Annotated in this window: 20 protein-coding genes; 15 read left to right on the forward strand and 5 right to left on the reverse strand. The window is 45.4% G+C overall.

Features of this window, described 5'->3' with window-relative positions; genetic code table 11:
- Positions 1-47: 47 nt before the first annotated feature.
- Positions 48-968 (reverse strand): helix-turn-helix domain-containing protein, encoded by a 921-nt coding sequence (locus AC1DE7_RS04320; protein WP_477533795.1) that lies wholly within the window; start codon positions 966-968, stop codon positions 48-50.
- A gap of 172 nt (positions 969-1,140) precedes the next feature.
- Here AC1DE7_RS04320 and yicI point away from each other — a divergent pair, with 172 nt between their 5' ends.
- The 4 genes from yicI (at position 1,141) to AC1DE7_RS04340 (ending at position 8,900) form a co-directional block, all read left to right on the forward strand.
- Positions 1,141-3,459 (forward strand): alpha-xylosidase, encoded by a 2,319-nt coding sequence (gene yicI / locus AC1DE7_RS04325; protein ID WP_477533796.1) that lies wholly within the window; start codon positions 1,141-1,143, stop codon positions 3,457-3,459.
- 75 nt (positions 3,460-3,534) lie between these two features.
- Positions 3,535-4,545: a phosphotransferase family protein gene (locus tag AC1DE7_RS04330; RefSeq protein WP_477533797.1), complete on the forward strand. Its 1,011-nt coding sequence runs from the start codon at positions 3,535-3,537 to the stop codon at positions 4,543-4,545.
- A 19-nt stretch (positions 4,546-4,564) separates the two neighbouring features.
- Positions 4,565-7,516, forward strand: coding sequence for a glycoside hydrolase family 3 C-terminal domain-containing protein (locus tag AC1DE7_RS04335; protein WP_477533798.1), 2,952 nt, complete (start codon positions 4,565-4,567; stop codon positions 7,514-7,516).
- 82 nt (positions 7,517-7,598) lie between these two features.
- Positions 7,599-8,900 carry an MFS transporter gene (locus AC1DE7_RS04340; protein WP_477533799.1) on the forward strand — a complete coding sequence of 434 codons (1,302 nt, stop codon included), beginning with the start codon at positions 7,599-7,601 and terminating at the stop codon, positions 8,898-8,900.
- 159 nt (positions 8,901-9,059) lie between these two features.
- On the opposite strand, the gene AC1DE7_RS04345 is transcribed toward AC1DE7_RS04340, so the two are convergent.
- Entirely contained in the window at positions 9,060-10,403 is a 1,344-nt protein-coding gene (locus AC1DE7_RS04345; RefSeq protein WP_477533800.1) for an MFS transporter, read from the reverse strand.
- 30 nt (positions 10,404-10,433) lie between these two features.
- Positions 10,434-10,880, reverse strand: a complete 447-nt coding sequence (locus tag AC1DE7_RS04350) for a MarR family winged helix-turn-helix transcriptional regulator (protein ID WP_235200756.1) — start codon at positions 10,878-10,880, stop codon at positions 10,434-10,436.
- A gap of 231 nt (positions 10,881-11,111) precedes the next feature.
- Here AC1DE7_RS04350 and AC1DE7_RS04355 point away from each other — a divergent pair, with 231 nt between their 5' ends.
- From AC1DE7_RS04355 to AC1DE7_RS04365, 3 genes are all read left to right on the forward strand, one after another.
- Positions 11,112-11,585, forward strand: a complete 474-nt coding sequence (locus AC1DE7_RS04355; protein ID WP_036609525.1) for an RbsD/FucU family protein — start codon at positions 11,112-11,114, stop codon at positions 11,583-11,585.
- Positions 11,586-11,711: 126 nt separating this feature from the next.
- Positions 11,712-12,353, forward strand: a complete 642-nt coding sequence (locus AC1DE7_RS04360) for a GNAT family N-acetyltransferase (RefSeq protein WP_477533801.1) — start codon at positions 11,712-11,714, stop codon at positions 12,351-12,353.
- Between the two features lie 78 nt (positions 12,354-12,431).
- Positions 12,432-13,052 carry a TraX family protein gene (locus AC1DE7_RS04365; protein WP_237176010.1) on the forward strand — a complete coding sequence of 207 codons (621 nt, stop codon included), beginning with the start codon at positions 12,432-12,434 and terminating at the stop codon, positions 13,050-13,052.
- A gap of 131 nt (positions 13,053-13,183) precedes the next feature.
- On the opposite strand, the gene AC1DE7_RS04370 is transcribed toward AC1DE7_RS04365, so the two are convergent.
- Together AC1DE7_RS04370 and AC1DE7_RS04375 are read right to left on the reverse strand one after the other, a co-directional pair.
- Positions 13,184-16,858 carry a non-ribosomal peptide synthetase family protein gene (locus tag AC1DE7_RS04370; protein WP_477533892.1) on the reverse strand — a complete coding sequence of 1,225 codons (3,675 nt, stop codon included), beginning with the start codon at positions 16,856-16,858 and terminating at the stop codon, positions 13,184-13,186.
- Between the two features lie 79 nt (positions 16,859-16,937).
- Complete coding sequence (locus AC1DE7_RS04375) at positions 16,938-18,680, reverse strand: methyl-accepting chemotaxis protein (protein WP_477533893.1); 1,743 nt, start codon at positions 18,678-18,680, stop codon at positions 16,938-16,940.
- Between the two features lie 510 nt (positions 18,681-19,190).
- Between AC1DE7_RS04375 and rpiA the strand changes: the two genes are divergently transcribed.
- The 8 genes from rpiA to AC1DE7_RS04415 all read left to right on the forward strand — a co-directional run bounded on the left by rpiA (position 19,191) and on the right by AC1DE7_RS04415 (position 26,422).
- Positions 19,191-19,862, forward strand: coding sequence for a ribose-5-phosphate isomerase RpiA (gene rpiA / locus AC1DE7_RS04380; RefSeq protein ID WP_047842431.1), 672 nt, complete (start codon positions 19,191-19,193; stop codon positions 19,860-19,862).
- 25 nt (positions 19,863-19,887) lie between these two features.
- Positions 19,888-20,487 carry a GNAT family N-acetyltransferase gene (locus AC1DE7_RS04385; RefSeq protein ID WP_076249980.1) on the forward strand — a complete coding sequence of 200 codons (600 nt, stop codon included), beginning with the start codon at positions 19,888-19,890 and terminating at the stop codon, positions 20,485-20,487.
- A gap of 15 nt (positions 20,488-20,502) precedes the next feature.
- The gene (locus tag AC1DE7_RS04390; protein WP_036670259.1) at positions 20,503-20,964 is read left to right on the forward strand and encodes a MarR family winged helix-turn-helix transcriptional regulator; all 462 of its coding nucleotides are present in this window, start codon (positions 20,503-20,505) and stop codon (positions 20,962-20,964) included.
- A gap of 286 nt (positions 20,965-21,250) precedes the next feature.
- Positions 21,251-22,339, forward strand: coding sequence for a cobalamin B12-binding domain-containing protein (locus tag AC1DE7_RS04395; protein ID WP_477533802.1), 1,089 nt, complete (start codon positions 21,251-21,253; stop codon positions 22,337-22,339).
- Between the two features lie 15 nt (positions 22,340-22,354).
- Positions 22,355-24,064 carry an ATP-binding protein gene (locus AC1DE7_RS04400; RefSeq protein ID WP_477533803.1) on the forward strand — a complete coding sequence of 570 codons (1,710 nt, stop codon included), beginning with the start codon at positions 22,355-22,357 and terminating at the stop codon, positions 24,062-24,064.
- Positions 24,065-24,100: 36 nt separating this feature from the next.
- A complete protein-coding gene (locus AC1DE7_RS04405) occupies positions 24,101-25,054 on the forward strand; it encodes an alpha/beta hydrolase (RefSeq protein WP_339286411.1) in 954 nt (317 codons plus the stop codon).
- Between the two features lie 68 nt (positions 25,055-25,122).
- On the forward strand, positions 25,123-25,836 hold the full coding sequence (locus tag AC1DE7_RS04410; protein ID WP_127543847.1) for a class I SAM-dependent methyltransferase: 714 nt from the start codon (positions 25,123-25,125) through the stop codon (positions 25,834-25,836).
- Between the two features lie 148 nt (positions 25,837-25,984).
- Complete coding sequence (locus AC1DE7_RS04415) at positions 25,985-26,422, forward strand: GNAT family N-acetyltransferase (RefSeq protein ID WP_036609514.1); 438 nt, start codon at positions 25,985-25,987, stop codon at positions 26,420-26,422.
- Positions 26,423-26,427: the final 5 nt, after the last annotated feature.

Raw genomic sequence — 26,427 nt, forward strand, 5'->3', positions numbered from 1 at the left:
GATAAAGAAGGTGTTTGCAGCTGAATAGCTGTGAGCACCTTCTTCTTTTACACCTGAACCAGGGCAGACTCCATTCTTACGTTCTCATAGAACATTTTGCGATACTGTGAAGGTGTAGTGGCTTTATGCTTTTTAAATGTAGTGATGAAGTAGCTTAGATGCTCGAAACCCACATCCATGGCGATATCAACAATTTTGTGATCTGTATTCTCAAGCTGAACGCAGGCCTGCTGAACACGGTAATAGTTAATGTAATCAACAGGTGTTTTCTGCACCATTTGTTTGAAGAAACGACAGAAGTGTCCTTCACTCATATTGGCCTCATCGGCCAGTTCTTTCAGCTTTAATGGTTCAGGATACCGTTTGTGAATATAACTGAGCACGGATTTCAGGCGCTCTACCTTGTCATGACTGCCTGTAGCTACAGTGCCTTTGAGCGGAGCAGGTCTCATATGTTCGAACATTCGGGCAAATATGAGGTACAGGTACGCTTTTGTTGACATTTCACACGTTTCGGTTCGGGTAGCATGGTCTGCAAATATGCGTTTCAGGTGATCCAAGATTTCTTGTCCCCAATCCTCATCTGCCTTGATATGGCTGGGGGGAATCACCGTTTTACGTACCAGTGGACCGATGAATTTCTCTTGGACCGTATCGAAGGTACGGCTGCCAAGCAGTTCGGGATTAAATACAATGGAAGAGAATACGCAGGGCACATCGCCCTTCAGATACCCCGCATGAATCTCACCTCGATTGATGAAAATGGCTTCTCCAGCTTGAACCTCAACGGTGTTCATATCAATCTGAAAGACGGCGCAGCCCTTGGTCACCATGGTGAACTCCATCTCATCATGCCAATGGCAATCCAGAATGCTATCCCCGTTCAGTTGTTGAATATCCGGGTACACACTGACGGGATACATGGCATTGCCGTGAATCCGGTCTTCCCGTAATCGTTCACGTTCCATATCAGATTCTCCTTTTGTATCATTATTAATGTAATCGTTTCCATAGATTGGTGGTGATGTTCAAGAATCGGATGTTTATTATCAAAATCGTGATATATTTGGTCAAAATAAGAGAAGAAATTCGTTATTAATATCAATATTATTATAATATAACCAAAGGGGGAAAGAAAACATGAAATTTACTGATGGATTCTGGATGACTCGTGAAGGGTACCAGATTCAAAACCCGACTGACATTCGTGATATTGTGCAAAAAGATAATTCTGTAACCGTATATGCGGCAACTAAATATATTCGTTCCAAAGGCGACACGTTGAACGGTACATTGCTGAAAGCAACGTATAGCTCACCAATGCCTAACGTTATTCGTGTAACCTTGAATCACCATAAAGGCGGAGTGAAAAAAGGGCCTGTATTTGAGCTTAACACACAAGAAGCCAACGTTGAGATCTCAAAAAATGAACAAGGTGCTGTTTTGAAAAGTGGCAACCTGGAAGTTCAAATCGACAAAACAAACGGTTGGGATATTAGCTTCCTGTATGGAGGAAAACGGATTACAGGTAGCGGTCAAAGAGCTGCCGGTTATATTACAGGTCCAAGCAAGGAAGCGTACTTCCGCGAGCAGCTTGATCTCGGTATTGGTGAATACGTTTACGGACTCGGTGAGCGCTTCACACCGTTTGTTAAGAATGGTCAAATCGTCGATACCTGGAATGAGGACGGCGGTACAAGCAGTGAGCAGTCCTATAAAAATATTCCGTTTTATTTGTCCAATAAAGGATATGGCGTATTTGTAAACCATCCTGAACGCGTATCGTATGAGATTGCATCCGAGAATGTATCTAAAGTTCAGTTCAGCGTAGAAGGCGAGACGTTGGAGTACTTCATTATCGGCGGTGACAATCCAAAGGATGTACTTGATAATTATACGAAATTAACAGGTAAACCAGCGCTTCCACCGGCATGGACTTTTGGTCTGTGGCTGACAACATCATTCACAACGGATTATGATGAAGCAACGGTTAACCATTTCGTAGATGGCATGGCTGAACGTGATCTTCCACTTTCTGTATTCCATTTTGACTGCTTCTGGATGAAGGAATACCAATGGTCTGATTTCGTATGGGATGAAGCGATGTTCCCGGATCCGGAAGGCATGCTTGCACGTCTGAAAGAGAAGGGCCTTAAAATCTGTGCTTGGATCAATCCATATATTGCAGAAAAATCCTACTTGTTCGATGAAGGTATGGAGAACGGTTACCTGGTGAAAACAGCCGATGGTAGCGTATGGCAATGGGATATGTGGCAAGCAGGTATGGCTCTGGTTGATTTCACAAATCCGGATGCTGTGAACTGGTATAAGAGCAAGCTGGAAGTCCTGCTGGATCAAGGTGTAGATTCCTTCAAGACTGACTTTGGTGAAAGAATTCCGACAGATGTTGTGTACTTCGATGGTTCTGATCCGGTTAAAATGCACAACTATTATACACAGCTCTATAACAAAGCTGTATTTGAATTGCTCGAAGAGAAGATTGGCAAAAACGAAGCTGCCCTGTTTGCACGCTCTGCAACAGCAGGTGGGCAACAGTTCCCGGTTCACTGGGGTGGTGACTGCTCTTCCACGTATGAATCTATGGCTGAATCGCTTCGCGGTGGCCTCTCGCTCGGACTTTCCGGTTTCGGATTCTGGAGCCATGATATCAGTGGTTTTGAAAGCACAGCTAGCCCTGACGTATACAAACGCTGGGTACAATTCGGACTTTTATCTTCACACAGTCGCCTGCACGGAAGCACTTCGTATCGTGTGCCTTGGCTGTTTGACGAGGAATCCGTGGACGTTGTCCGTGACTTTACCAAACTCAAAATCAGCCTGATGCCGTACCTGTACAATTCTGCGGTTGAGTCAACGGTAAAAGGTATTCCGATGATGCGCGCTATGCTGCTGGACTTCCCAGAGGACCCAACAACATACAGCCTGGATACGCAATATATGTTTGGTGACTCGATTCTGGTGGCTCCAATCTTCAATAAGGAGGGTGATGTGCGTTATTACCTGCCTGAAGGAACTTGGACGAACTATCTGACAGGAGCGAAAGTACAAGGTGGACGTTGGATCAGTGAAAACCATGACTTTAAAACACTGCCAATGATGATTAAGCCAAACAGTCTGATCGCTGTGGGTGCGGTGGATAGCAAACCGGATTATGACTTTGCAAATGATGTGTCCCTGCACTTGTTCGAACTGGCTGATGGTCAAACGGCTCAAGCTGTTGTTGTGGACCAAGCGGCTGAACAGGAGCTGACAGTTAACGTTACACGTAATGGATCAGTGCTGGATGTTCGTGCTGAAGGTGCGGGCAAACCTTGGAACATCGTACTTCGCGGTATTGAAAGTGTATCCAGCGTTGAAGGTGGTTCCCAAGTGTCTGGTGCAAATGGTGTTGTCGTTACAGCAGCAACAGGCGCAAGCGCGCTTACAATCCAACTGTAAAATGATATAGTAAAAGAAAAGGACGGTGCCGAAAGGTGCCGTCTGTTTGTCTACGATGATAGGAGATTGAATGAAATGAGTACAATGAATTCTGGTTTGCACTGCACGATATCAGCAGAGATGCTGCATCAACTGGTAGAAATTCATTTTGGAAGCGATACCAAAGTCAAGGAGTTTGGTCTCCTGCAAGGTGGACTTTTTAATACAACGTATCGGATTCACCTTGAACATACATCCTATACGGATGTGATTTTACGTTTGGCACCAGAGCGGGGAGAGATGGAGGCTGGTTCTGCGGCTGATCCACTTTTTTCTTTTGAACGCACGATGATGGCGGCTGAACCGATTGTGTATGAATATTACCGTAACGCAGGCATTCCTGCTCCCAACATTATCGCCTGTGATGACAGCGGATCAATCATTCCAAGAACGTACATGTTTATGGAATTTATCCCTAGTAAGCAGCTGGATCACGCATCAATTTCAGACATAGACAAAGAGCGATTGTATCATCAGCTTGGCGTCTATACCGCCATCATGCATCAGATCGAGGGGGCATCGTTTGGGTGGCCGCAGGGTGATGGGACGATTAGAGGCTCGGATCAATGGTCCGAGGTGTTGCACTCTTTTGCAGAAGAAACGGCACTTAAAGCGGCACAAGTCGATTATATGTCAGGTGTGGGAGAAGATATCGCTGCTATTTTCATCAAAAATAAAGACTTATTTGATCAAGTGACCCGTCCGGTACTCGTTCATAATGACCTGTGGGAAGCAAATGTACTTGTTCATCAGGAAAACGGTGAGCTGAACATTGCGGCCATCATTGACGGAGATCGTTCCATGTTTGCCGACAGGGAGTTTGAAGCCATATTGTCGTCAGAATCAGCGGCTTTTCATGAAGGATATGATCGTCCACTGGACTCATCCGCTGAAGGACAGGCACGCAGGCTTGCCTATCGAATACTGTCTTCGTATTTTAATGCCTACGTTCATGAACATCAGGTCAATCAACCTGAAGATGGTCAGAAGTATCACCAGCGCACGCTGGATTTACTGGAGCAATGGAAGCAACTTGGACTTAACTAATTCGCAGGGGGAATGAAGGATGAAGGAGTATCATCAATACCCGATGTGGGATACGTCACTTTCACTTGAGGAAAGGTTGGATGACCTGATTGCACGGTTGACAACGGAGGAGAAGATCAGACTAATTCCTACACGCGAAGCAGCTGTACCAAGACTGGGCATTCCAGCCTACAACGTTGGGGGCGAAGCTGCCCACGGGGTTGCATGGAAAGGGGAGGCGACGGTATTTCCGCAACCTCTCGGTCTATCGAGTACCTGGAATACGAGACTTATGCGGGAGATTGGTTCAGTCATTGGCGATGAAGCTAGGGCATATCATCACCGTGATCCTGAAGTTCACGGGCTAACTTTGTGGGCACCAACGGTTGATCTGGAACGTGACCCACGCTGGGGTAGAACAGAAGAGGGATATGGCGAGGACCCGGTCCTCACGGGAGAAATGTCGGCAGCTCTCGTCAAAGGTATGCAGGGAAATGATCCTTTTTATCTGAAAATGGTCGCGACCTTGAAACATTTTTTTGCCAATAATAATGAGAAAGATCGGCTGAATTGTTCATCCAGCATTGATCCGCGCAATCTGCGGGAATATTATTTGAAAGCATTTGAGACACCATTTGTGGAAGGTGGAGCCTTGTCCATGATGACAGCTTACAATTCCATCAATGGTACACCTGCCATTGAAAGTCCATATGTGAATGATGTGGTTAAGGGTGAGTGGGCGATGCCAGGTTTCATTGTATGTGATGGTGGAGACCTGTCACAGACTGTGAATTATCATGGTTATCATACCAGTCATACCGAATCAGCAGCAGGTGCGTTGAAGGCAGGAGTGGATTGTCTTACAGATGAAGTTGATCTTGTTGTATCTGCTCTGGAGGAGGCTCTTGACCAGAATCTGTTGAAAATAGCTGATTTGGACAGAGCGATCCGCAACATCTTTGGTGTGCGAATGCGACTTGGACAACTCGATCAGTCCGGGCTCAATCCATATGCGTCTATTCCCGAGTCGGTATTATGTGCACCGGAACATGCCAAACTTAGTTATCGTGCCGCTGCCGAATCGATTGTTTTGCTCCAAAATGATGGATTACTTCCGTTGCAGCCAGAAGCGTTGCAGAAAATCAGTGTGATTGGGCCACTTGCGGATGTTGTCTATACCGATTGGTACAGTGGCACATTGCCTTATCGAGTATCCGTCCTAGATGGATTGCGCAATCGCCTACCTGAAGCAGACGTGACCTATGTGGATGGGAATGACCGTATTCAGCTGAAGACAACAAACGGTCAGGTTATAACCTTGGGTGTGGAAGGTACACTCGTCGCTATACCGGAAGTCAGTGCACCTACTGCCGCCGAATTTGAACATCAGGATTGGGGTTGGGGAAGTCATACGCTGAGAAGTGTAAACAATAATCGATACGTTAGTTTAACCGAGCAAGGCATATATCAGGCAAACGCACCGGAGATTGGTGGCTGGTTTGTGAAGGAAGTTGTTCGTATAGATCCTCTAACGGATGGAAGTAACACCTTGCGGACGTGGAACGGTATCCCTGTCGGACTGAGCGAATATCAGGGACAGTCTGCTGTATCACCACTCCGGCCACAAGGAGAAAAAACTACAGCTACAGGTACAACTCAGGGTAATGTGAGTGCCTCTGGACACGCAATTCAATCACCAGGTAATACACAGAGACCTTCTGCATTCAATATTGATATTGTGACCAGCGGAATACAACAAGCCGTAGAAGCTGCACGTGGCAGTCAGGCATCTGTCGTTGTTGTTGGCAACAGCCCATATATCAACGGCAAAGAAGAAATTGACCGCCCAAGTCTGCTGCTTCCGCCGAGTCAGGTCGAGTTTGTCAAAGCCGTGTGTGAAGCCAATCCCAATACAGTGGTTGTCATTATGGGCAGTTATCCATTTGCCTTGCAGGAGTTGAAAGGTATTGCCCGCGCAATCGTTTATATGACACATGCAGGTCAGGAATTGGGGAACGCGCTTGCAGATGTGCTGTTAGGTCATTATGCCCCTGCAGGCAGATTAAACATGACATGGTATGAAGACGAATCACAGCTTCCTGACATGATGGATTATGACATCATTCAGAATGGCATGACTTATATGTATCATGAAGGACCGGTTCAATATGCATTTGGTCATGGCCTGACGTATTCCGAATTCGAATACGAAGCGATTCGTGTAAGTCGCAGTGCTTCGGGGGAATCCACCACCACAGATCAATTGAAGATTGAGGTGGAGGTACACAATAAGGGTGAACGTGACAGTGATGAAGTTGTTCAGATCTATGGATCTTCATATACCTCCCGAGTGAAACGTGCTCAGAAGCAACTGCTTGCTTTCCGTCGTGTTCATGTCAAAGCAGGGACGCGTGTTACGATAAGTTTCGAGGTTCCTGTTCAGAAGCTTGCGCTATGGGATGTTACCCGAGATCGATACTGCCTGGAGACAGCGACCTGGGCCATCCTGGCAGGGCGTTCTTCCGCAGGTATACGTCAGTCGGCTGATATTAAAATTGAAGGTGAGACGATTCCTGATCGCCCGCTGCACTTGCTTACCTTTGCCGAGAATTACGATGCTTGTGCAGGTGTTCTACTGGATGAATGTCTGGAAGGACGTTCGGCAATTCGGGCAATCACTCCGGAGGAACCTTTATATCGAGAGGAGCAGTCGTCTTGGATCGCTTTCAACCATAATGCTGTTCAAGAAGTACAAGGATTTGAAGCCAGAGTGGCAGCTTTTGGGGAAGAGGGCAGACTGGAGATTCGTTCCGAAGGACTGGAGGGCGAACTGCTCGGTGTGTGTGAAGTTTCTGGACCTGGAGGCAGTGTGAATGGGAAAGATATCAAGTGGACAACAGTTCAGTGTTTGCTTGAGGCGCCACATAAGGTGAATGCGCTATATATTGTCTTCAAAGGTGGAGCAGCGTTACGGCACTTTAGATTGTTGTAGTTGTAGCATGTCCTGAATAATCAACCTCCGAAACAAGCACAATAATGCTGTTGTGTGTAGAATCTGTAAAGGTGGTTGTGGTATGAACGATAAAAAGTGGGACCTCGTCGCACTTGCTTCCATCCCTTTAATTATGACCTTGGGTAATTCCATGCTAATACCGATCCTGCCACAGATTGAACGTGAGTTGAAGGTATCTGCATTTAAGGTCAGTATGCTCATTACAGTCTACGCTGTGGTTGCCATCCTGCTTATTCCTCTTGCAGGGTACTTGTCGGATCGTTTTGGCAGAAAAGCAGTTATCATTCCCAGCCTCGTTATTGCAGCCGTCGGAGGTGCTGTCGCTGGTGTGGCAGCATGGATGCTGAACGGAAACATAGCCTACTGGACCATTCTGGGTGGCAGGTTATTGCAGGGAATAGGTGCTGCTGGCGCATTTCCTATTGTTATCCCGTTGGTTGGGGACATGTTTAATGATGAGAATGAAGTAAGCAAAAGCCTGGGTATCATTGAGACCTCGAATACGTTTGGTAAAGTCATAAGTCCGATTCTGGGTGCAGCGCTGGCAGTCTGGTTGTGGTATGCGCCATTCATGGCTATTCCTATCCTTTGTGTGCTTTCGCTGGTCCTTGTTATTTTCCTGGTGAAGACTCCCCGGAAAAAAGAAAAGCCTCCCACCTTTCCTGAATTTGTAGCATCCATTCGTGACGTATTAAAAGAAAAGGGACGCTGGTTGTATGCGTTGTTTACAATCGGTGGTATTTGCATGTTTGTCATCTTTGGTGTGTTATATTATCTATCCGAGACGTTGGAGAGCGAATTTGCCCTGAAAGGTGTACTTAAAGGACTTGTCCTTGCGATTCCGCTGGCAGCGTTATGTCTGTCTTCTTTCCTGGCAGGGAAGTGGATTGGCAAGAACAAAACGCGAATGAAATGGCTTGGCTTTGCAGGACTTGCGCTTCTGACGGTATCCCTTGGCGTTATAGGTTTATTCGATAATATCTATGTTGTAGTAGGTCTTTTCACATTGGGAAGTGCCGGAATAGGTGCAACGTTACCATGTCTGGATGCCTTGATTACAGAAGGCGTGGACAAAAAACAGCGGGGCACAATCACGGCTCTATTCAGCAGCATGCGATTCATTGGGGTATCTCTCGGTCCACCTGTCGTTTCTTTGTTGATCGGTTCTCATCATTTCCTGCTTTTTGGTGTGCTCGCCGCGTCTGGCGCCGTGGGCGGATTGCTCACCTTATTTGCAGTTAAACCGGATAAGGGAGATCAACCTACTTCAGGAAGCAAGCAGAAACAGGATGAAACATCTATGGATGTGATCGAGACGAGTAGAAGCTATGCTCCCATAGGTCGCAAGAAAAGTCCATTTTAGATAGACGGTGCTGTATGCTGCGTTCATTTCGATGCTGTCTTAAGTTTAACATTCAGATTTGTTCCAAAAAAAACGCGTTTACGCCTAAGAAAGCGGATGAATTTGCTTTCTCGGTGTAAACGCGTTTCTCGTTTCTATGAGCAGAATGACTTTAACCAATCATTCGTGTTTGCTTTTATTTGACTGGCTAGTTTCGGTGTTGCCGGCTTCAGATTCTGAATTCTTGGATTGATCTTGAGGTGGCTCCGTTGCAGTGATATGAGTATGAGCGAGCAGAGCATGAGGTTCAATGGAGAAGCTACCGCTTCGTTTTCCCTGAATCAGATATATAAGCAAGAACAGAATCATAAACATCACGGAATAACGATACATATCGGTATAACTGGTTATGGCCGCAATGGCACCAAGAAGAAGGGCACCGGTCGCGATACCCAGATCCAGCGAGTTTAAAAACATACCATTAGCCATACCCCGTTGAGTAGGAGATACAACTTGAATCATCCAGGTCTGGAGAGACGACTGCATGGAACCATAACCGATTCCGTAGACAAAGGCAGCAATGAACAGGAGGGACATGGAGGTTGCATACGAGAGCAGAATGAGGCCAGCAGCAACGAATATTGCCCCTGGAATGAGCAGTGCTTTTGGACCTTTATTGTCATAGATCCGTCCTGCAAATGGTCTAACCAATAACACGGCGAGTGCATTGAACAAAAAGAATAGCGCAGGATTGGCCAGATTGGCTTCCTTACCATACAAAACGATGAATCCGACAAGCCCACCATAGGTGATGGATAATAGGCAATTCAGCACACTGGGCAGAATCAGCTTGCGGTTGAAAGGTGTCTTCTGTTTTGGGTTGGACCCTGAAGCACTTGTTGTGGCTTGTGGCATGATGGTTGTACTGTTATCGGTTCTGACTGCTTTTTTGCGTGTCAGCGAATAACTCAGTGGATAGATCACAGCGAGCACACCCGCAGTACATAACATCAGGGTTACAAAACCTGCACCCTGGAGCAGAGTGACCCCAATGATTGGACCCATAGACATAGCCAGGCTAGTCGATAGACCAAAGTAACCCATACCTTCACCCATTCGTTTGACGGGCACAATGTCCGAGGCCATCGTTGGAAAAGCGGTACTGCTCATACCAAACCCGATACCAAACAACATTCTGAGCAACAAGAGCACAGCTATGCCTGCAGCAAAATAATAGCCGAGCGTTGCCAGCAGGGCTACGGACAGGCCTATATAGATCATGGCGTTACGAAGACCCTTCTCCAGTGCTTTCGCGGAATAGAGACGGGCTGCTATGGCACTTAGTGCAAACAGACAGGTGAATAAACTTACTTCAAATGCATTGGCGTGAAATCGCTCCTGAACGTAGGACGGAAGCGGAGAGACAATCATGTGTAGCTGCAAGAACAACAAGAAGTTGCACAGCATCAGCAGTATAAAATCGGTAGTCCATAGTCTAACTTGTTGTGTAGATTGTTCTTTCATGATGATGTATTCCCCCTGAGTTGTGATTCATTACAAGTTGCGGTTAATGAGGGAAAGAGTATGTTTAAATGCTTCCATCTGGTCTTCGGATATACCTTCAGCAAGTTCTTTATTCATTTCTCTTTCAATCGGAACGAGGATATCAATTAACGCTTTGCCTTCCGTGGTGAGATATAACAGATAGGCTCTGCGATCCTGTTCGCTGGTCCGGCGTTCTACCCAGCCTTTTTTCTCAAGCAGATCAATAATCCGCGCAGTGGTGGGTTGGTCTTTGAAGACACGTGCAGCGAGCTCCTTCTGATTCACACCTTCGCCGCGGTCAACATTAAAGAGAACAGAAAATTGCTCTGTCGTAATATCATAAGGTTTGAATCGCGTCGCAAGTAAAGCTACTGCTTTACGGTGTGTGAAACCCAGCATGAATCCAACAGATTGTTCCAGTGTATAGTCCATGTGATTGCTAGACCTCGCTTCCATAATAAAATGTCCCAATTAATTAGTTGTTACAACAACTATATGTCAAACAAGTATTTTTGTCAAAATGAAATATTCTCATATCGAACTTACGTGTGCGCTGTGCAATGATCCGAAAATACTGTTAGAATAGGGATGAAACCGCTTTTATAGAATCGATGTCTAGCGTGCTTGAAGAATGGAGAAAACCAATTTGCTCTAACTGATGTTGGAGATGAACAAGGAGAGCTGTGTATGCTAAAGAATATACCCGCAATAATACCTCCAGAGTTACTCAAAATCATGTCCGAAATGGGTCATGGAGACGAGTTGGTTCTGGCGGATGGCAATTTCCCCGCAGCCAGTCATGCCAAGCGACTAGTACGTTGTGATGCACTGGGAGTTGTTGAACTGTTGGATGCCATCCTGCAATTATATCCACTGGATACCTATGCTGAGCGTCCCGCTGCTGTCATGCAGGTTGTGAAAGGGGATCAGGTGATCCCGATCATATGGGAAGACTACCGCCGGTTGATTGAAGAATATGAAGGCATCACGGATGCTTTTGATCATGAAGAGCGATTTGATTTTTATAAACGTGCTTCGAATGCCTATGTGATTGTTGCAACTGGTGAGCGAGCGCAATATGCCAATCTTATTTTGAAGAAAGGTGTCATTTTCCCCGATGCTGATCCTGGTCAGGAACAGCAGAATGCTGAATCGAACTGAATAATTACGGCGACGGAGCAGTGGATGCTTTGGTCGCCTTTTTATTTTTACCAATACGAAGTAAATATAACAAAACGTGCAGAATGGGCATGGACTAGATAAGCAGGATGCAATCTGGAAGCGCGCATGAACGAACGTCATCTCACTGCTCAAGATACTACAAACTTTGATGCAGATGATGAATGGGGAAAAGGAAAGGACTGTTTTACAATTGAAAGAAATACAAAGGAGGAGACGATGCTCTCCATCCCAGAGGAGTTGAGTGAAATGCAGCACCGAATCAGACAAGCGGGTCTTCTTGATAGTAACGAAGTGGGACGTTTGTTCAATGAGTACAGGATGTTCTACAACCAAAATGCTGATATTGAGGCAGCACGTCAGTATATTAGAGAACGAATGGAAGGCCATGAATCGGTGATTTTGGTAGCAGAAACAGATGCGGAAAGTGATCATGGGACAGATGAAAGTAACGTTATGTCACTCTCGAAAGGCTTAGTTTGTACTGGATTCGTTCAGCTATATCCCAGTTTTAGTTCGGTATCGATGGGGCCTGTCTGGGTGCTTAATGATCTATATGTGCATCCGGATTATCGTCAGCAAGGCATTGCTAGGAAGCTCTTGCAAGCAGCCAAGCAATTGGCATCTGAGCGAGGAGTTCTTCGTATATCACTCTCAACTGAGTTAAGTAACAAACGAGCGCAAGCTTTATATGAATCCGAAGGATATGCACAGGATACCAAATTCATGTATTATGAACTTAATGTATAAGAGTTTGCTCCAAAAGATGGACTATATGAATGAATGGCACACTTGTGTCGTCGGCAACAAGGGAGGGGGAGTCGCAACATGATGCAGTGGATTGCCATGATCACGATGTTAATTGATCATATAGGGGCTGTCTTTTTTCCACATATTATAGAGTTGAGGATCATAGGTCGTATCGCTTTTCCAATCTATGCTTTTGCAGTGTATATCGGTTATAAACATACACGAGACGTACAAAAATACATATGGCGGCTGTTCTGGATTGCGATCATATCACAGGTGCCGTTCATGGCTGCGTTTAATCATTATTCTCTGAACGTGGTGTGGACATTGTGGTCAGCCCTGTTGGTATTATTCGTTATCGATAAATTGCCATCCAAACTACTAGGGATTCCGATTGTAATTGGAGCAGGGTGGTTCATGGAAATTAGCCAAATGGATTACGGGATGTACGGGTTGTTATTGGTTCTGTTATTCCGTTATTTCCAGGGTCCTGTACTTGTCGTGGCACATGTCTTGTTAAATGCACTGTATCTTCTGCTGCATAACAGCTCTGTGCAAATGTATAGTGTGCTGGCAACCGCCGGCATTGCTATTGCTCAGTATTACCAGGCGGGATTCCGTATGAAGGGGCCACGTTGGGTCTGGCGTTATTTCTATCCAGCTCATCTTGCCATCATTGCAATTATCCGATGGGTCTAAAAAATGATCCGAAAATGCGAAGAAAAGAAGCCACTTTCATCGTCATTTACTGACGAGAAGGTGGCTTCTTTGTTTTCATTTTTGTTATTTATGATTATTGCTAATGTACGAAGTGTTGAAAATAAAGAACTTTACTCCATTGCTGTAGAAGTGCCGTTATGGCGCCGGATTGCAGACGGGAAATATCCAATCTGAACGGCGTAGTCTAACATGGCGGAGATGAAGCGATCATCTGTTTTTGCACATGAGATGCCAGCAGGTTCCACATAAGCCGTTGTCACAGGGCAAGCATAGACATATGCTGAATCCTTCGCACCGTCGCCTTCAAGCTGTGCAATAGCCAACTGAAGAGCTTCCGGCTCTTTGCTGATGCTCGCATCGAACAACCAACGTGTGTAATCGGCGAAAGGTAGCGTTTCGACTTCGTAACCAGCCCGATTCACAGAACGGATCAGCTCATCATAACGGATGGGCTCCGGATTACAGATGTGGAATACACGACCGGCGGTATCCTGACGTAAGGCCAGATGAACGATAGCTTCACTTGCATAGTTTATCGGTGTAAAATCAACCATCCAGTCAGCCGCAGGAGCCTTGCCGAGCAATAACATTGCTTTGATCATACGATAAAAGGCGTTGCTATCAATATTGGACTGGAAGCGTCCAGTTTCGGAGTGACAAGTGAGATTACCTGCACGATAGATGCTGACAGGCACACCTTTCTCGGCGGCAATCATGAGCACTTTCTCGGCTTCAAGCTTGCTGTCCGAATACAGGTTGTCCACATGCAAGTCAGCCGGGAACCGATCATATTGCAGGGAAGATTCCCATTGTCCGCTGAGTGCCAGATCTTCCGGAATACCCATTGTGGATACATGGTGGAAGGAAGCACCTGGTTTGCTGCGAATCAAGTCTAGCAATGCGACCGTTCCTTCCACATTTGTTTTGGCGAACTGATCGGCATCGCCGAAATGACGGACGTCTGCAGCGCAGTGGATGACACGGTCAATTCGATCCTGAACATAAGCCCTTTGTTCAGCTGACAGGCCGAGATGAGGTTGTTCGAGATCCCCTTCAATAATCTCCACACGAGTGGAGAGATGGTCAGTCAGTTGTTTGCCGAAATATCCTTCCAGCACGTTAGTCAAACGTTCCATTGCAGTTATTCCATTGGAAGGTCGACGAACAAGGGTGTAGATTCGTGTACTGGAATTCAGAATTAACTGTTGCAGCACATGAGAGCCCAGATAACCTGTTGCTCCAGTCAGTAACACATGCTCAGGTTCACGAATGAGCGGGTACCCCAACTGGGATGTTAGCTCCACAGGGTGTTCGGATAATTGTGTAATCATGCCATCAGTCACCACTGAATCCGTAACTACTGCTGCACTGAGAGACAATACTTCCACACGACGAGCGAGAGCACGGACTGTTTTCTCGGCAAAGAAGTCGGCAATGTTCAGTTGCGGATAATGTGGCTTCAGAATGACCAGTACATGAATGACCCGGAGTGAATCCCCACCGATATTGAAGAAGCTGTCTTCGACACCGAAGTCATCGTGCTGAAGGATTTCTTTCCATGCGTCCAAGATAATGGATTCCGTCTCCGTCTCAGGCATGACCCGGTCAGGGCGATCTTCATGTCGTTCCACATGAGGCAGGGATACCATCGCTTTGCGATTGATTTTTCCAGTTGGTGCAATCGGCATTTCATCCAGCTGACAGATCCACTTTGGTACAAAATAAGAAGGAAGTTTCTCCGTCAGTTCTGCCTTGATGTCCGAAACAGAGAGGGTACTGCCATCTTTCGATGTAAAGTAGCCAACCAGCATATTTTGTCCATCGGATTCTTTTTTCGGAATGACGGCAACGTTCTGGATCTGATCAAGCCGTGCAAAGTGATCTTCAATCTCCCCGATCTCAATCCGGTGACCGCGAATTTTTAGCTGTGAGTCACTGCGACCAACATATTCGAGCAACCCAGTATCCAGCAATTTGGCAATATCGCCAGACTTGTAGATTTTCTCACCTATCGCAAACGGGTTCTCAATGAATGCTTGCGCTGTACGTTCTGGCTGATTCAGATAACCTTTGGCCAATGCAGGGGTAGCAATATATACCTCACCAGGTACACCTGCCGGACAGAGCTGTTGTTCTTCATTTACAATGTATACTTTGTAGTTATGAATCGGTTTACCGATAGGGATGTTCACCACATGTTCAGGAACCTGCTCACTGATGCGGTGAGTAGTTGTGGCTACTGTACATTCGGTAGGTCCGTACACATTAACAATATCAATCTGGTTTCCAAATTTGCGCTGGAAGGCACGAACCTGTTCACCATATAACGCTTCTCCGGCTACAGTAATGATTCTGACTTTGGCCAGCTTGTGGAAACCTTCATCGGATAAGTAGGAAGCAAGCTGATTGAAGAAAATCGTAGGCAGTATCGTAATGATGGTTGTTCCTGTCCGTTCAATTGCACTTGCGAATTCTTCAACGGATACACGTTCTTCCGCAGACAACAGATATAATTCTGCTCCATAGAACAAGGCGCCAATGGTATCCCACACGGATGCATCAAAGCTGTATGTAGCAAACTGAGTTAATACATCACCTGGTTGAATGTCACAATCACGCTGAACCACACTGCCAAGATTGATTACACCCCGGTGGGCAATCAGTGCACCTTTGGGTTTGCCGGTCGACCCTGACGTGTAGATAATATACGCAAGATCATCCGGCTGAATATCTAGATTGGGGTTACTTGCTGCAAATCCGGCTAAACGACCATCCACAGAGAGAATCTGACGGACCGTAGCTATACTGGAGAACAAGCTGGAAGCTTGGGCATAAGAAGCTTCCGTTGTCAGCACGAAGGAGGACGCCGTATCTTCCACGATATAACTGTTACGTTCTTGTGGATGCTCAGGATCGATCGGAACATATGCACCACCTGCCTTCAGAATACCAAGCAGGGAGATGATCGTCTCCAGACTTCGATCCATAAAGATACTGACGAATTCACCTTTCTGCAATCCATTGGATAACAGAACACGTGCAACTTGATTAGCTCGTTCATTCAATTCCCTGTACGTATAACTTTTGGATGGAGATGTTATCGCTGGTAAATCTGGATATGCCGCTGCCGTTGCTTCGAACCAGCCATGAACCGTTTGATTCTCTGGTTCGAGAACAGAAGTATCATTCATTTCACGGTAAAGCAATCGATCTGAGGCGGAAAGAATATCTACCGTACCGATTGCTTTCTCACCGTCACGCACAAGGGCGAGTAGAAGAGTCTGATAATATTCTGCATATCTCAGCACCGTAGACTCTTTTAACAGTGAACTATCATAGAACAGATCGAGGATGAGCATGTTCTGATCATCTCGAACGTTCCAGTTTAATATTTGAGGAGCTTGAGGCAACTGTACACTATTCAGCATAAAAAACGATTCAGGGTATCCACCGTTTTGCAACGTGTATTCAATCTTGAGCTGCTCTGAAACCTGATGACATAGTTGGCTGAAGGTTAATTTCCCCTGAATCTGCAATGAAAGATAGGAAGCTGCCTGATCGGGGGAAAGTATACCTATGGCAAGTTCCTGTTCAGCTGACAATCGGAATAACAAGGCTGCATAAGCTGAGAGGAGTACCGGGTACACCATCTGTTCTCCATACTTCTGTTTAAGTTCACGGCTCAGAGAAGCATGTAATGTGATTTGAGCAGACTGATAAGAGAATGATTGTTGACGTCGCCCAAAATCCAGTGGAATCTGCAGAACTGGCAAACTAGATTCCATGGAATGGGAAGAAGATGGTTGGTTTTCAATCACTTCAGTTATTCCTCCTTGGTTCAAACCGAATGTTTGTGGATTTGAATTATTGTTTGCTTACATTGAAATGAGAGATCAATTCTTGGAGTTCCTCAGACATGCTGTTAAGGCGTGTGGAGGAGTCTACCAGTGTAATCAAAGATGCTTTTTGCTCATCAACAGATGAGGAAATTTGTTCACTGCTGTTTGCTGTCTTACTTACGCTTGAAGACAAGTCGTCTGCTGTAGCGGTCATTTCCTCCGTACTCGCAGAGATTTCTTCCGTCGCGCTTGATACTTCCTGAATCTGATTAGATACTTTTTTCGCTGCTTCTAAAATATCTTCGAACAATTGTCCTGTTTGATCGGCTACGCTGAGTCCTGTATCTACTTCTGACGTACCTTGTTCCATTGCACGTACAGCTTGTTTAATTCCAGCTTGAATCTCTTGGATCAATACGCCAACCTGGCTGGTTGCTTGTTCAGACTGCTCGGCAAGTTTGCGTACTTCACCTGCAACAACTGCAAATCCTCTTCCTTCTTCACCAACACGAGCTGCTTCAATGGAAGCATTAAGAGCAAGCAAGTTGGTCTGGCTGGAGATACCCGAGATGATATTGAGAATATCGCCGATTTCCTGTGAACGACTCTCCAGAACCTCAATGGCAGAAGCGGTATTCTTAACCGATTCCGTAATCAGATTCATCTGTTCAGATACCTGACGTACAACGCTGTTACCTTGTTGCGAACGACGTTCCATCTCATAGGCTTCATCCGCTACACTTGCCGAGCTGCTGGCAATCGTCTGGATTACGGTAGCCATCTCGGACATGGCACGTGCACTATCCCGGGTTGCCTGTTCCTGTGAACGAATGTTGGAAGTGATTTGAGTCACATTATTATTGATAGAATCTGCATTCTCACTGTTGCGCTCGGAAACTTCATATAGCTCTTTGGCAGACTGATTTACTTCTTGTGATGTGATTTGCACTTTAACGATAGTATCGTTGATTTTGCGAACCATGGTGTTGAACTTCTCGTTAACGAGTCCCAGATCGTCTTTGCCTGTCGGAATGTTGACATTCAAATTACCCCGACTTACGTCATCAATTCCTTTGATCAAGTGACGGATAGGGGAAAGAGTGTTTTTAACTACAAGGTATTGGATAATCAGGAATAATAGCAAGAAGGCCACAAGGATGATAATTCCGTTTTTGAGCAAGGAGTTTAGTCCCGCGGGTACGGCTGATGCATCTGCATCAACGGCAAAATATGAGAAAATCTTTCCGTTGCTGTCTTTGATTGGATATGCAATGGTTGTCCATGTTCCGAAATCATCGGAATAAAATGTTGTGAATGTTGGGCGATCCGTATTAAGCATTTCTTTCAGTGCATTGGCTACAACGACCGGCTGCTCATACATGTCACCAATATTTACGTTCTCACTTTGAAAAGCCTCTCTTAGGTTGGTTGGCATCGCTACAAGGGAAGTTAATCTCTTGTTATCGCCACCGAGCTCAACACCGAAGATGTAGGCTTGTGCAATGTTAGGATAATATTGTTGCATCTCATCGAAATACGCTCGTAATTTCGTTTGTGTTGCTCCATCATAGCTACCTTCCGCAATAGCAGCTTGTACCTCGGTAGGATTGATATCTTCAGCCCACTTTTTGGTGATTTGTTCCACCTGTCCATGCAGCTGTTCAACAAGAACTGTTTTTTGAAAATAGTAACTGCTTGCGATAAGTGCTACCCCGATGATAACGATATTAGTAAATGAGAGTAACAAATTTTTGGAGAAAAACGACATGCTTTTCCAACTTAATGATTTCACTAAATTCCACTCCTGATCTTCTTTAAATTAAGAAACTTTAGGGTTGCATTGGTACAGTGAACTAGATCATTCCGTGATCCCCTCCAAAGGAAATTTATGCGACCATGGTCTTGGTTTATCAGTCGCTTTCGTAGAGACTTATGTACCGTATGAACCATAGGTGTCTAATTATTAAAACACATCTATAATTAATATGTCGTATAAAATGTCGTTAAATTGAATAGTATCGTTAAATTTTTTTTAATATTTTACGTATTTATGGACATATCAGATGGTTTATAGGTATTTAGAACTGTTTATTTTAAAATTTCCCATTTTTTAGCTTCATTCTGTATTCTATAACATGGTGGGTAAAAATACATCCTTCAACAAAACAAAAATATGATGGCAAAGATGCAACAGAAGGCACGGATATACATCGGAAGCGGTTTTATCTATAATAACTACATATGCATTTCTCAAATTATGAGCAGCGGGGGTTTATAGATGAATCTTAAACAGATAGCAGCAGAGCGTGCGGCAGAATATGTTGAAGATGGAATGAAGGTTGGATTGGGAACAGGTTCAACAGCTTATTATGCCATCTGCCGGATCGGTGAGCGGGTACGTGATGGATTGAACATTCAAGCGGTTGCCACTTCAGAGGCTTCAGACAAGCTTGCCCGTGAATGGGGGATTCCCATCGTCCCATTTGACCAGATTGGACGTCTGGATCTGACCATTGATGGTGCTGATGAAGTTGATCCCGAATTTAACCTGATTAAAGGGGGGGGCGGGGCTCTTTTGCGTGAGAAAATCGTGGCGGCCAATAGTGACAAATTGATTATTGTAGCGGATGGCAGCAAAGCCGTGCAAAAGTTGGGGAAATTCCCGCTTCCAGTTGAGGTGGTTCCATTTGCTTCTGAGTGGACCTTCCAGGCGCTCGAAAAATTGGGGTGTCAACCACAGTGGCGGATGGATGGACAGCAACGTTATCTGACAGACAACGGAAACCTGATAGCAGATTGCCACTTGGAGGCGATTGATCACGCTGCGGACCTTAATGTTCAATTGAACATGTTACCAGGTGTTGTTGATAACGGACTATTTGTGGATATGGCTAGTACAGTCATTCTTGCCAATGCGGACGGAAGTATCGAAGAACTTCATCGTTCTTAATATGGAAGAGGGTGCTTTTCATCGTATGAAAGAACTGCCAATCGTTGATGGTGAACTTGTACTCAGGTGTGTGGAGAAACAGGATCTGAAAGAACTCTACGAATTGATCTACAGTGATGATGTACCTGAATGGAAGCAATGGGATGCACCCTATTACCCACTTAAACACGAAAGCTATGAAAGTTTTGAACAAGGTATGCTCAAACGTATGGAAGTAGGTCCAGGCGATTCCAAACCCGTATCAATCCGTATTATTGAATCCGACAGACAAATTGTGGGTACAATCAGCTATTACATAGAAGATGAGTTATCCATGTGGCTGGAAATGGGGATTGTAATATACAGATCTGTCCAGTGGGGACGCGGGGTTGGCACACGCTCACTTGTCATGTGGTCAAGTCATTTGTTCGAACAGATGCCTTTGGTTCGGGTTGGATTGACTACTTGGTCTGGTAATGAACGTATGATGCGTGCGGCTGTGAAAGCCGGATTACAGGTGGAGGGGCGAATGCGGAAGTGTCGTATCGTTCGCGGGCAGTACTATGATTCAATTCGTATGGGGATGCTCCGTGAGGAGTGGGAGCAGAAGCTGGCCCCTCATACGAGCCGAAATGTAAACAACTGATGGAGGATTATTGAAATGCTGAACACGGAGGACAACCGGGAACTGTCTTTACAATTATTCGTGGTTCTTGTTCGGGCCTACAATTCTGTGACCTCACGTTCCAATCGGGACATCCAGAGTCACGGACTGAATACGACAGAATTTGGTGTGCTTGATTTGTTATATCATAAGGGACCACAGGCATTGCAAAAGATTGGTGAAAAGGTGTTAATGTCCAGTGGTAATATTACGTATGTTGTAGATAAGTTGCAAAATAAAAATCTGCTGTTTCGTCGACCTTCCAAGGAAGATCGGCGTGTCATTTACGCTGAGTTAACCGAGGAAGGAAGAGAATTGTTCACACAGATATTTCCTCAACACCATCAGGTCATCATTGATGCTTTGGAAGGACTTGACCCTTCCGAGAAAGTAGCTGCGATTAAGATGTTGAAGAAGCTGGGACTGGCGGCAGAAGGGAAAACTGACTTGCGTTCATAACGCAGGTCAGTTTTTTTTGTGGATCTCGAAAAGTACAGGTATATACTGGCTGACTGACTTGCAAGGCCCTCCATAATATAGGAAGATTGTTCTATACATTCATCGTGTGTAAAACATGATTATCGAAAGTTCATGTATAATGGAACATAACGATTAAGAGCGGAATGGATGGATTGGATCAAGTAGAAGAACCTATCCAGATTGCAAGTCAGCTAACATCAATCTCATTCTGGATTAGTCACGAATGAAGATTGAGTGTGATGCGGGTATGAGGAGGGGTGCATCTATGAGTCATCAAGAAGCAGGAGAACGTTTGCTCCAAGAATCTGCGAACTTAGCTGATAAAATAACGGAGAAACAGTATCTCAGACAGCCCGATTTACTTGAGCGATTTGGCGAGAATGGAAAAATGCGAACCAAACAGGATTCGGAGTATAGCTTGAACTATTTGGCAGAAAGTGCGCTCGTACAGAGTCCAGGTCTGTTTACTCAGTATATTACCTGGCTGAAAGTTCTACTTGAGGGTTATAAGGTATCACCAGAAGATCTGGCGATTAATCTCAATCTGATCAAAGAGACATTGGAAGAAGAATTTGACCATCCGTCAAAGTCACTTCTGCTCGAGTATCTGGAGATGGGAATATATAGAACAACACACTTGGAGTCACAGGCGGGTTACATCAACGAATCCATGCCATATGGAGATGCTGCGCAATCTTACTTACAGTGCTTGCTAGAGAATAAACGGAAAGAAGCCTTTGAGATCATTGAAGCCCAGTTAGAAGCCGGGGTGACGATTCGTGACATTTATCGATATATCTTTCAGCCTACCCAATATGAAATTGGACGATTGTGGCAATGCCATCGTATCAGTGTGGGGCAAGAACACTTTTGTACGGCAGCGACCCAGTCATTCATATCACGTCTTTATTCTCGCTGGCTAATTCATACGGGTCAGGATAAAAAACTAGTGGCTACTTGTGTAGGCAGTGAACAACATGAGATCGGACTGCGTATGCTCACAGATGTGTTCGAGATGGAAGGTTGGGATACGCACTATCTGGGAGCCAATGTTCCCAATGGAAGTGTAATAGAGGCTATAGAGCGGCATCAGGGCGATGTTGTTGCGATTTCAGTTACGATGACGTATCACCTTCATCTGGCCAAAGAGTTGATTCATCTGATCCGTCATCATCCGGCAACGGCACATGTGAAGATTATGGTTGGGGGATATCCCTTTAATATTGATCAGGAGTTGTGGAAAACGATAGGAGCTGACGGTTATGCTCCAGGAGCCGATGAAGCGGTAGTGGTTGCAGAACAATTACTGGCTCAGCCAGCTACATGTAATCAGCTTGATATGGTTAGGGATTAAGAGAGGGATGATGTGATGTCTAATGAGAGCGGAGAGATACAGAGGCTACGCAGAACGATTGAGCAGTTATCGGATCAGATGATCCGGAGTAAAGAGCAAGAGGAACGGACACTTACGGAATTCTCGGAAATGAATAATGAACTGGTGACACTCCAGCGTCTGCTTGCTAAGAACAATAACAGTCTTGAAGCTGCACGTCAGCAAGCAGTAGATGCAGGTGATTCAAAAATCGCATTTATTGCAGGCATCAGTCATGATTTTCGTACGCCATTAAATGGCATATTGGGGATGGCTGAGATGCTGAAGCTGTCTCCATTGTCTGAAGAACAGGAGAATTCCGTTTCCGTTATACAGGATGCTGCCAAACTGCTGCTTAAGCTGATTCAGGATCTTCTGGATCTGTCCAAACTTGAGGCGGGTCAGATGCGACTTGAACTGGGAGAAGTGGATCTGCAAGAGACGATAAACTATATTGTTCGTTTGCTCGAACCCCAAGTCAGAAAGAACGGAAATCAGTTATCGATAGACTGTGACCCCAGAATCTCTACTCTTCTTGAAGGGGATCCAACGAGGATTACACAGATACTGATCAATCTAATTCAGAATGCGAACAAATTCACATCAGAAGGTACAGTGCGGATACGAGTCGCCCTTATGAAAGATGATGAGATTACACAAATGATCCGATTTGAAGTCGAAGACACGGGCATTGGTATCTCGGAAGAAGATCAGAACCAGTTATTTCAACCCTACATGCAGACTGAACGAGGACGCTCAAGTGAGTATGGAGGAACGGGCCTTGGATTATCGATCTGCAAGTCGCTCGTTACACTGATGGAAGGTCGGATTGGAGTAGACAGTCAGGAGGGTGAAGGATCAACATTCTGGTTCGAACTTACACTTGGTAAGAAAGACGGTAACCAGTCCGCTAACCAGTCTGTTGCTTCCGCTCAAGAGCAACAGGGGCAGGATATGGATGATGAAGCTCCTTCTGTATCTGTATTGCTGGCCGATGATAATGTCATCAACCGACAGCTTGTTATGTTGCAGCTCAAAAAACTGGGAATAACCCAAGTGGACGCTGTAGTGAATGGGGAAGAGGCAATAGCTGCTTTTCTCAGCAAAAAATACAGTTTGATTCTCATGGACTATATGATGCCATTGATGGACGGTTTGGAGGCAACACGCAAAATCCGCTCGATAGAAATGGATGAAATGCGCCATACCACACCAATCATTGCAATGACAGGTAATGTCATGCAGGGAGAGAAAGACAAGTGTAAGGAAGCCGGGATGAATGACTTTATTGGCAAACCCTTCACGCTGGAAATTCTGAGTAAGATGATCGAGAAGTGGCAGCAATCCTCCGAACCGACCGAGGTACTAAATATGAGCATCGTACATGAGATTGCGGAATTAAACACCGATGGCGATCGTACACTCCTTGGTATGTTGTTGGACATGTATCGTACCGATACACCTGGCAAAATTGAGGCGCTGCGCAGACATATTGTGTCCGGTGACCATGTTGCTGCAACCGAGGTAGCCCATGATCTGAAATCAGGGAGTTTGAGCCTGGGGATTCGTTATTTATCAACTTTGTTTGCCCGGATAGAGCAGTTGGCGAAGGAAGGTCAATCACGGAAAGCAGAACCTTTGCTAGATGCTTTGTTACCCGCCTATCAAGCAGCATGTGTAGCACTGCAACGAGTAAGTAAAGATTGAATATATCTTAATAAGGAAAGAGGGTAGGGCTCGTTCATGTTATTCTACGTACTTGCAGCACTGGTACTGATCGTTCTTGCTCTTCTGTGGGCAGGAGGGCTTTATTTTTTCAAAACGGCCATTCGCCGTACAGCAAAAACGTTTTTGGTAGATAATCCAAATCTGATGCCTGAACCGGACAATGAAATCATTAGCAGTGCTTCTGACCTGAAGTGGCTGGATGCTCAGCCTACAGAAGAGATATCTCTTCAATCACATGATGGATTAAAACTGTATGGTACATGGCTCGGTTCCAATAAAGGGTCGGATCAGACGGTTATTCTGGCACATGGTTATTCGGGTAGAGGCAGAGAAATGGCTGGATTTGCCCGGTTTTATGCGGAAAAGCACGGTTATAACGTACTCATGCCAGATGATCGAGGTCATGGACAGAGTGAAGGTGATATCATTGGTTTTGGTTGGTTAGATCGGAAGGATTATGTCCAGTGGACCAACTGGGTGCTTGAAAAAGTGGGTACACAAGGGGAAATCATATTGCACGGCATATCCATGGGAGGAGCAACCGTACTGATGACAGGTGGTGAAGTTCTGCCGATTCAGGTTAAAGCGATTGTATCTGATTGTGCGTATACATCCGTGGAAGAAGAACTGACGTTCCAGTTAAAGCAATTATACAAGCTTCCTGCATTTCCGTTTATACCTGTCACAAGTCTGATCTCCCGGTGGAAAGCAGGGTATTCCTTTAGAGAGGCTTCGGCTCTCAAGCAGCTTGCCAAAGTTAACATTCCCGTGTTATTCATCCACGGAGAGGCGGATACGTTTGTACCAACGGAAATGGTGTACAGGTTGTATGAAGCCTGCCCAACCGAAAAGGAATTGCTGACCGTCCCCCGTGCCGGTCATGGCACAGCGTTTCAAGTCGATCGCACCGGATATGAGGCGGCGCTGGAATCCTTTATGAAGAAAAATCTGTCACCTGCTGTTAATTGATTTTTTTGTGACAATCTGGGTATTAAGTAGAAGATGCAAATCATTTTCTAAACGATGGGGGTATCTTGATGGGAAACGAACAATTTGAGGCTGCGCGAAAAGCAGAGGCAGGTTATCATTCCAATTTCTATCAGAATAATGAATTATTCGCCTCTGGTACCTGGATGTCGAGGCCCATGCCTATGGTGATGGATATGCTGGAACGTCTACTTGCTCACAAGGAGGAATTGCGTGTCCTCGATCTGGGATGCGGAGTGGGAAGGCATACGATACCGATTGCACAGCGCCTTGCAAAAACGAAAAGTGAAGTCATCGGTGTGGATTTGCTGGATGAGGCCATAGACGGACTTCGCAAGTATGCGAAAGAATATCAGGTTGATCATATCGTACAGGCAGTGAGAGCAGATGTTGAACATTATGCTGTGGAGCCAAACTATTTTGATTTTATTGCTGCATGTTCTTGTCTGGAACATGTCTCAAATAAGCAAGCCTTCATGGAAGCGATAGACCGGTTACAGGCCGGAACTCGTACAGGGGGCATTCATTGTATTACGATGAGCACCAATGTGGAGGAAAAAGAAATCAATACAGGCAAGGAGATTGAACCATTAATTGAGCTGAACCTGCCCACAGCCGAGGCGATTGCTATACTGGAGGATGCCTACAAAGGCTGGAATATTCTGCTTCAGGAGTATGTTACACAGACGATTGAAGAGGAGAAGTATGATGAACCGACACAATTTCGTTGTGAACTGCTTCGTTTCGCTGTGCAAAAGCAATAAATTCTCTGCCGGGACCTGACAATGGACCCGGCACTCTTAATGTGTGGTCTGAAGGGTATCGGAGTTGAATCGGCACACGACTTGAACTTTTAGAGGCTAACGACTACAATACGATAACGGAAACAAGCAAGGTATAGGAGGAATCAAGGTGTTAATTAATCTGAAATCACGCATACAGGAGCCGGAAGTACAGGAACTATTGTCCTACTCGGTCTTTCCTGATCCGGATCACTTGAACCGTGCGTTGCAACAATATGTAGAGAAAGACGAATTGCAAATGGGCGGTTACGAAGATGAGGGACAATTGATCGGTCTGATTGGATATGAGAAGACAGGAACAAGTGAGGTTACCATTCATCATATCTCGGTTTTGCCTGAAAACCGCTTTAAAAATTATGGACGTGGTATGATCTCACAACTGTTGGCAACATACAATCCCGATAGACTGATCGCTGAGACCGAGTTGGAAGCCGTCGAGTTTTATCGGAATACGGGGTTTGTGGTATATAGTCTGGGTGAATTATACCCAGGTGTGGAGCGATTCCGTTGTGTGCTTGAAAAAGAGGAAGATACGGACGAAGAGTAGCACAG

The organism is Paenibacillus sp. 10L310 (assembly GCF_056395745.1).

Coding starts and splice junctions, on each gene's coding strand:
- AC1DE7_RS04385 (WP_076249980.1), top strand. CDS start 19,888: ATGAAAGAACTGCCAATCGTTGATGGTGAACTTGTACTCAGGTGTGTG.
- AC1DE7_RS04400 (WP_477533803.1), top strand. CDS start 22,355: ATGTCTAATGAGAGCGGAGAGATACAGAGGCTACGCAGAACGATTGAG.
- AC1DE7_RS04390 (WP_036670259.1), top strand. CDS start 20,503: ATGCTGAACACGGAGGACAACCGGGAACTGTCTTTACAATTATTCGTG.
- AC1DE7_RS04320 (WP_477533795.1), bottom strand. CDS start 968: ATGGAACGTGAACGATTACGGGAAGACCGGATTCACGGCAATGCCATG.
- AC1DE7_RS04340 (WP_477533799.1), top strand. CDS start 7,599: ATGAACGATAAAAAGTGGGACCTCGTCGCACTTGCTTCCATCCCTTTA.
- yicI (WP_477533796.1), top strand. CDS start 1,141: ATGAAATTTACTGATGGATTCTGGATGACTCGTGAAGGGTACCAGATT.
- AC1DE7_RS04410 (WP_127543847.1), top strand. CDS start 25,123: ATGGGAAACGAACAATTTGAGGCTGCGCGAAAAGCAGAGGCAGGTTAT.
- AC1DE7_RS04405 (WP_339286411.1), top strand. CDS start 24,101: ATGTTATTCTACGTACTTGCAGCACTGGTACTGATCGTTCTTGCTCTT.
- AC1DE7_RS04345 (WP_477533800.1), bottom strand. CDS start 10,403: ATGAAAGAACAATCTACACAACAAGTTAGACTATGGACTACCGATTTT.
- AC1DE7_RS04350 (WP_235200756.1), bottom strand. CDS start 10,880: ATGGAAGCGAGGTCTAGCAATCACATGGACTATACACTGGAACAATCT.
- AC1DE7_RS04395 (WP_477533802.1), top strand. CDS start 21,251: ATGAGTCATCAAGAAGCAGGAGAACGTTTGCTCCAAGAATCTGCGAAC.
- AC1DE7_RS04330 (WP_477533797.1), top strand. CDS start 3,535: ATGAGTACAATGAATTCTGGTTTGCACTGCACGATATCAGCAGAGATG.
- AC1DE7_RS04335 (WP_477533798.1), top strand. CDS start 4,565: ATGAAGGAGTATCATCAATACCCGATGTGGGATACGTCACTTTCACTT.
- AC1DE7_RS04375 (WP_477533893.1), bottom strand. CDS start 18,680: ATGTCGTTTTTCTCCAAAAATTTGTTACTCTCATTTACTAATATCGTT.
- AC1DE7_RS04370 (WP_477533892.1), bottom strand. CDS start 16,858: ATGGAATCTAGTTTGCCAGTTCTGCAGATTCCACTGGATTTTGGGCGA.
- AC1DE7_RS04355 (WP_036609525.1), top strand. CDS start 11,112: ATGCTAAAGAATATACCCGCAATAATACCTCCAGAGTTACTCAAAATC.
- AC1DE7_RS04360 (WP_477533801.1), top strand. CDS start 11,712: ATGAACGAACGTCATCTCACTGCTCAAGATACTACAAACTTTGATGCA.
- AC1DE7_RS04365 (WP_237176010.1), top strand. CDS start 12,432: ATGATGCAGTGGATTGCCATGATCACGATGTTAATTGATCATATAGGG.
- rpiA (WP_047842431.1), top strand. CDS start 19,191: ATGAATCTTAAACAGATAGCAGCAGAGCGTGCGGCAGAATATGTTGAA.